The sequence below is a fragment of the Streptomyces sp. NTH33 genome (assembly GCF_003236365.1).
In the GTDB taxonomy this organism is placed as follows: Bacteria; Actinomycetota; Actinomycetes; order Streptomycetales; family Streptomycetaceae; genus Streptomyces.
Map to the genome: position 1 here is coordinate 1 of NZ_POTZ01000415.1, position 6093 is coordinate 6093.

5 protein-coding genes are annotated in these 6093 nt (G+C 73.8%); 2 read left to right on the top strand and 3 right to left on the bottom strand.

Features of this window, described 5'->3' with window-relative positions; genetic code table 11:
- Positions 1-491 (top strand): GNAT family N-acetyltransferase (locus C1I97_RS29065; RefSeq protein ID WP_258382787.1); only part of this gene is annotated, 491 nt, incomplete at its 5' end.
- Between the two features lie 7 nt (positions 492-498).
- On the opposite strand, the gene C1I97_RS29070 is transcribed toward C1I97_RS29065, so the two are convergent.
- Complete coding sequence (locus C1I97_RS29070; RefSeq protein WP_111006098.1) at positions 499-2601, bottom strand: MDR family MFS transporter; 2103 nt, start codon at positions 2599-2601, stop codon at positions 499-501.
- A gap of 161 nt (positions 2602-2762) precedes the next feature.
- On the opposite strand from C1I97_RS29070, the gene C1I97_RS29075 reads away from it, so the two are divergent.
- On the top strand, positions 2763-3965 hold the full coding sequence (locus C1I97_RS29075; RefSeq protein WP_111006099.1) for a peptidoglycan-binding domain-containing protein: 1203 nt from the start codon (positions 2763-2765) through the stop codon (positions 3963-3965).
- 18 nt (positions 3966-3983) lie between these two features.
- Here the strand turns inward: C1I97_RS29075 and C1I97_RS29080 are convergent, their stop codons facing one another.
- A complete protein-coding gene (locus C1I97_RS29080) occupies positions 3984-4643 on the bottom strand; it encodes an HAD family hydrolase (protein ID WP_111006100.1) in 660 nt (219 codons plus the stop codon).
- A gap of 403 nt (positions 4644-5046) precedes the next feature.
- Positions 5047-5625 carry a TMEM165/GDT1 family protein gene (locus C1I97_RS29085; RefSeq protein WP_111006101.1) on the bottom strand — a complete coding sequence of 193 codons (579 nt, stop codon included), beginning with the start codon at positions 5623-5625 and terminating at the stop codon, positions 5047-5049.
- Positions 5626-6093 lie beyond the last annotated feature (468 nt).

A 6093-nucleotide genomic window follows, 5' to 3' on the forward strand; every position in this document is an offset into this window, starting at 1 on the left:
CCCCCTGGACCGTGGCCCCGGGGCCGTACGACTCCCCCGCCGCCACCGCGCTCTGGCGGGCGTACTACACGGAGGTCAGCGACCGCTGGTACCTGCTGCACGAGGGGCACCGCACCGACCCCGGCGAGCTGGAACGGGAGATCGCCGCGCACACGGGCGCCGAACTCACCCCGCCCGCAGGGCAGTTGCTGCTCGCCCGCTACGACGGCACCCCGGCCGGCACCGCGGGCGTACGGCTGCTGGACGCCGCCACCGCCGAGCTCACCCGGGTGTTCCTGCGCGAGGAGGCGCGCGGCAGGGGCGGCGCCGCGCTGCTGGTCGCCGCCGCCGAGGACGCGGCCCGCGCGCTCGGCGCCCGGCGGATGGTCCTGGACACCCGCGGCGACCTCGTGGAGGCCCGTGCCCTGTACGCGCGGCTGGGCTATGCGGAGACCGAGCCGCACAACGACGACCCGTACGCCGAGCACTGGTTCGGCAAGTCCCTCACCTGAAGGCCGGTCAGGCCGGCCGGATCACCGGCCGGTCGTCGTGCGGACGTTCCTTCTCGGAGCCGCACAGCTCCCCGGTCAGCTCCTTCACCAGCTGCACCAGGTCGGTCGGCCGGCCGGGGCCCCACCAGTCGCCCAGCAGCTCCGCCAGCGACTCCTCCCGGGCGTGCGCGAGCCGCTCGGCGGCCTCGCGGCCCGCCTCGGTCAGTACGAGGTCCGGGCCCCGGCGCTCGGCGAGGTGCCGCTCCTCGACCTGGCGGACGGCCTCGATGATCACGTGCAGCGGGACGGAGCTGCGCTCGGTCAGCGCGGCCGGCTCCACCCGGCCGTACTTCTTGATCCGCAGCAGCAGCCAGCTCGCCGCGGGCCGGAGGTCGCAGCCCGCCCGCGCGGTGATCTCCCGGTAGATCTCGCGCCGCCCCTCGCGCGTGCCCAGCAGGGACAGCGCCCGGCACACCTCGTCGTACGAGGACCGCTCGACCGGGTTGGTCCCGTAGGTCTCCGTACCGTCGGGGGCCGTGACCGAGCCGCGCAGCCGGTCCTCCTTCAGGAACCAGGCCAGGACGAAGCCGAGCAGGGCGACCGGAGCGGCGTAGAGGAAGACGTCGGTGATGGCGGAGGCGTACGCGTGCAGGGCCGCCGGGCGCAGCGCGGGCGGCAGGGCGGCGATGCCCCGCGGGTCGGCCTTCAGCGCGTCCGCCGAGACCCCCGGCGGCAGACGGACGCCCTGGAAGGCGGCGGCCAGCGTGTCCCCGAGGCGGCCCGCGAAGACCGTACCGAAGATGGCCACGCCGAAGGAGGCGCCGATGGAGCGGAAGAAGGTGGCGCCGGAGGTGGCGACGCCCAGGTCCTCGTAGCCGACGGCGTTCTGCACGATGAGGACGAGGACCTGCATGACCAGGCCGAGGCCCAGCCCGAAGACGAAGAAGGAGCCGCCCATCCGGGCCGTGGAGCTGTGCTCGTCGAGCCGGTGCAGCAGGAGCAGGCCGATGGTGGTGACGGCGGTGCCCAGGACGGGGAACACCTTCCAGCGGCCGGTGCGGCTGACGATCTGCCCGGAGCCGGTGGAGGCCAGCAGCATACCGGCCACCATCGGCAGCATGTAGACACCGGACAGCGTCGGGGAGACGCCCCGCACGACCTGCAGGAAGGTCGGCAGGTAGGTCATCGCGCCGAACATGGCGAAGCCGACGATGAAGCTGATGACCGCGGAGAGGGAGAAGGTGCGGATGCCGAACAGCTTCAGCGGCAGCACCGGCTCGGCCGCCCTCCGCTCCACGGCCACGAAGGCGACCGCGAGGACGGCGCCCAGCGCCACCAGGCCGATGATCTGTGGCGAGCCCCAGCCCCAGGTGGTGCCGCCGAGGGAGGCGACCAGCACCAGGCAGGTGGCGACCGAGGCGATGAGGAAGGTGCCGAGGTAGTCGATGACGTGCCGCTGCGCCCGGTGCGGGATGTGCAGGGCGGCCGCGATCACGGCGAGGGCGACGACGCCGACGGGCAGGTTGACGTAGAACACCCAGCGCCAGCTCAGATGCTGGGTGAACACGCCGCCGAGCAGCGGCCCGAGGACGCTGGTCGTGCCGAACACCGCACCGAACAGGCCCTGGTAGCGGCCGCGTTCGCGGGGCGGGACGACATCGCCGACGATCGCCATGGACAGCACCATCAGCCCGCCGCCGCCCAGGCCCTGCAGCGCCCGGAACGCGATCAGCTCGGGCATGTTCCGCGCCATGCCGCACAGCGCCGAACCGATCAGGAAGATCACGATCGCGGTCTGGAAGAGCTTCTTGCGTCCGTACTGGTCGCCGAGTTTGCCCCACAGCGGGGTCGCGGCGGTCGACGCCAGCAGGTACGCCGTGACCACCCAGGACAGGTGGTCGAGCCCGCCGAGGTCACTGACGATGGTGGGCAGCGCGGTGGAGACGATGGTCTGGTCGAGCGCGGCCAGCAGCAGTCCGAGGAGCAGCGCGCCGATCGGGACGAGGACGTTGCCGGGCACGGGCCCGGACCCGGCGGCGGGACCGCCGAGCGAGGGCGGCGGCACGGACGACGGCTCCGGTTCCCGCACCTCGCCGGTCGTCCCGCTCCTGCCGTGCGCATCCCCGGCCATGCAGACCTCCCGAGGCTCTCGTGACAGTTTCCATCGTCATGGGTGTGACCCGTTATGGCCCGTTGAGTCCTGCCGGACGCCGCCATTCCGGGGGGCTTCGGGGAGATCACGTGTAAAAGATCTGCATAATCCTTGGAGTTCGCGAGGGAGGGGACCGACGCGTGGAAGAGCGTAGGGGGCACGTCTGCCCGGAGTGCGGGGCGCCCCGGGGCACGGACAACGCCCCGTCGTGCGCCTGCGGGAGCCGGGTGTCCGACGCGCTGCGTGACGCGCGGACGGCGGAGGCGGCGGCGGCCGAGGACTTCGATCCACTGCGGATACGGCCGTACGTGGAGATCGAGGAGGCGGAACAGGGTGCCGGGGGCACCGAGGGCGAGGAGAGCGCGCAGGCGCGGCCCCGGGGGGAGCCGGAGGGCCCCGCCCCCGTGGACGCCACCATGCCGCTGCGGGCCCTGCCCGCGGACGCCACGATGCCGTTGCGGGCCGTGTCCGCGGACTCGACGGCACCGTTGCGGGCCGTACCCGCGGACTCGACGGCGCCGCCGCGGGCCGGTGGGGCCGGGCTGCCCACTCCGCTGGCACCGCAGCGGGGCGGGCCGAACGCGTCCGACCTCACCCTGTTCGAGTCCACGACCGGCGAGCCGGCCGCCGATGCCGGTGCCGGTGCCGGTACCGATGCCGAGGGGCCGCAGCCCGCCCGCCGCGGCGGCCGGCGCCGCACCACGATCGTGCTCGCCGGGTCCGCGGCCGCGGTCGCGATCGTGGCGGCGGCCGGGTTCACCGGTGCGCTGCTCTCCTACGACTCCCCGGAGCGGGACCGCGCGTCGCGCTCTGTGCGGGAGGGTGTGCCGGAGGCGTCGGCGGACACGTCCGCGGCGCCCTCGCCGACGGCCTCCGGGGCGTCGTCGGCACCGTCGGCCTCCGCGTCGGCGTCGGCGAGCGGGTCGCCGTCCGCCGGCGAGAGCGCCTCGCCGTCCCCCTCGTCGTCGGCCTCGGACGCGGCGTCGCAGGCAGCGCCGTCGGCGTCCGCCTCGCAGGCCGGGACCGTTCCGGGTGCCGGGTCGGAGCAGTCCGGGTCGGAGCAGTCCGGGCCGGCCCAGTCCGCGACGACCCTCGACGCCCCCGCGCCCCCGGATCCCGGCCCCGTGCTGCGCCACGGCGACCAGGGCCCCGAGGTGACCGAACTCCAGCAGAGACTGCGCCAGTTGTACCTCTACAACGGCAGGGCGGACGGCTTCTACAGCGGCCGGGTCGAGAAAGCGGTACGCACCTACCAGTGGGCCCGCGGCATCAGCGCGGACGAGTCCGGGGTGTACGGCCCGGCGACGAGGGCGAGCCTGGAGTCGGAGACGAGGGCACCCTGAGCGGGGCGCCGGCCGCCGCTATCCGACGTGCAGGCGGATCGTCCCGTCGCCCGCGGCCCGGACCCGCACCCGGGTCAGGTCCCGGACCACCGCGTCCGGCTGGTGGAACCCGGCACGCGGGCCGACGCCGATCACCCGCATCCCCGCGGCGCGTCCCGCCACGATCCCCGCGCCGGAGTCCTCGAACACCACGCAGTCGGCGGGCGCGACACCGAGTTCGGCGGCGCCCTTCAGGAAGCCCTCGGGGTCGGGCTTGCTCGCCCCGACGGACTCGGCGGTGATGCGGACATCGGGCAGGGGCAGGCCGGCGGCGGCCATCCGGGCCGTGGACAGAGCCGCGTCGGCCGAGGTCACGAGCGCGTGCGGGAGCCCGCGCAGCCCGGCGAGGAACTCCGGCGCCCCTGGTACGGGAACCACGCCGTCCATGTCCGAGGTCTCCTCGGCGAGCATCCGCGCGTTCTCGGCGAGGTTCTGCTCCCTGGACCGGTTCGGCAGCAGCAGCGCCATCGAGGCGTGTCCCTGGCGCCCGTGGACGACCTTCATCACCTCGTCGCCGTCCAGCCCGTGCCGGTCGGCCCAGCGCCGCCAGACCCGCTCGACGACGGCGTCCGAATGGACGAGGGTGCCGTCCATGTCCAGCAGGAGGGCGCGGGCGGTGAACACGGCGGTGGCCGTCATCGGCAGCTCCAAGGCACGGCGGAGGAACAAGGCGGCCCCGCCCGCTGGTCAGGGGGAACGGGCGGGAGCCACTTTGTTTCTCTACGGTACAAAACAATGCGGGAACCCGCCACCGCCTGCGCCTCCCGTTCACGCGGAGTTCGCCTCCCGGCCGTCGGCGTCCGGGCCGGCAAGGGGAGGTTTCGGGCCACTGCCGGAGCGGACGACCAGGGGAGACACCGGCCGGAGCCGGCCCGAACCCTTCACTTGGCCGACCACCCCGGCAGCAAGGACGGACGCCGGGAGCCGACGGTGCGACCGGGCGGCCGGCCGGGCAGACGGCCCGGTGGCCCGGCGGCCCGCCGGGCCAAGACAGCCGGGTGGGGCTCCCCCGCCTCCCGCCGAGCCGCCCGGGCGGCCGCGCCTACGCCACCGCCTCCCACAGGCTCCACGCGCCGAGCCCCAGCATCAGCAGGGCCGCGATCTTGGTGATCAGGCCGAGCGGGACCCGCCTCATCAGGGCCTTGCCGCCCACGATGCCCAGACCCGCGACCGACCAGAGGGCCAGCACCGCACCCAGGCCGACCGAGAGGGGGTTGTCGTAGCGGGCGGCGAGGTTGGCCGTCATGATCTGGGTGAGGTCGCCGAACTCGGCGACCAGGATGAGCATGAAGCCGGTCCCCGCGACCCTCCAGAAGGACTGGTCCTCGGGCCGGCGGATCTCCTCCTCGCCGTCGTCCTTCTTCAGCAGCAGCATGGCCGCGCCACCGAGGAACAGCACTCCCGTCAGGGCCTGCACGATCCGCTGCGGCAGGAGCGTCAGGACGCTGCCGGCCGCCACGGCCAGCGTGACGTGCAGCAGGAACGCGGCGGCGACGCCGGCGAAGACGTACGAGGCGCGGTAGCGGGTGCCGAGGACGAGCCCCGCGAGTGCCGTCTTGTCCGGCAGTTCGGCGAGGAAGACGACGCCGAAGGTGAGCGCCAGGACGCTGAGACTGATCACTGTTCCTCAATCGGTCGGGGCCGCCCCGCCGAGAGTGCTGCGAGTTGAGCGATGAGACGTCTCGGCAGGGCAGCGCACGGTTGTCCACCCGTGCCGTACGGCACGGGCGTGCACTGCTTGCCGAAGGTCTCGCCGGCCGACCCCGTCCACGACGAGGGTCCGCCTCCGGGCGCCGGCTCAGGCGGGCTGAGCAGTATGTCGACGGTCCGGCGAAGGGCTACTCCCCTTCCGCGCCGTCCATCGTACGCGACCGGAAGTTCATCCCTGAATCTTGTCATGTCATGCGCACGTCACTAGCGTCTCACCGGACGTACGCCTCCCCGCAACGCGGCGTCGCGAGCATACCCACGCCCGCATCCAACACCCCCACCCCACAAGGGAGTTCGCATGCCGAAGTTCTACGCGCGTCGACGGCTGAGCATACTCGCGGCCCTCACCGGCCTCATAGCCTCCCTCACGCTCCTCAAC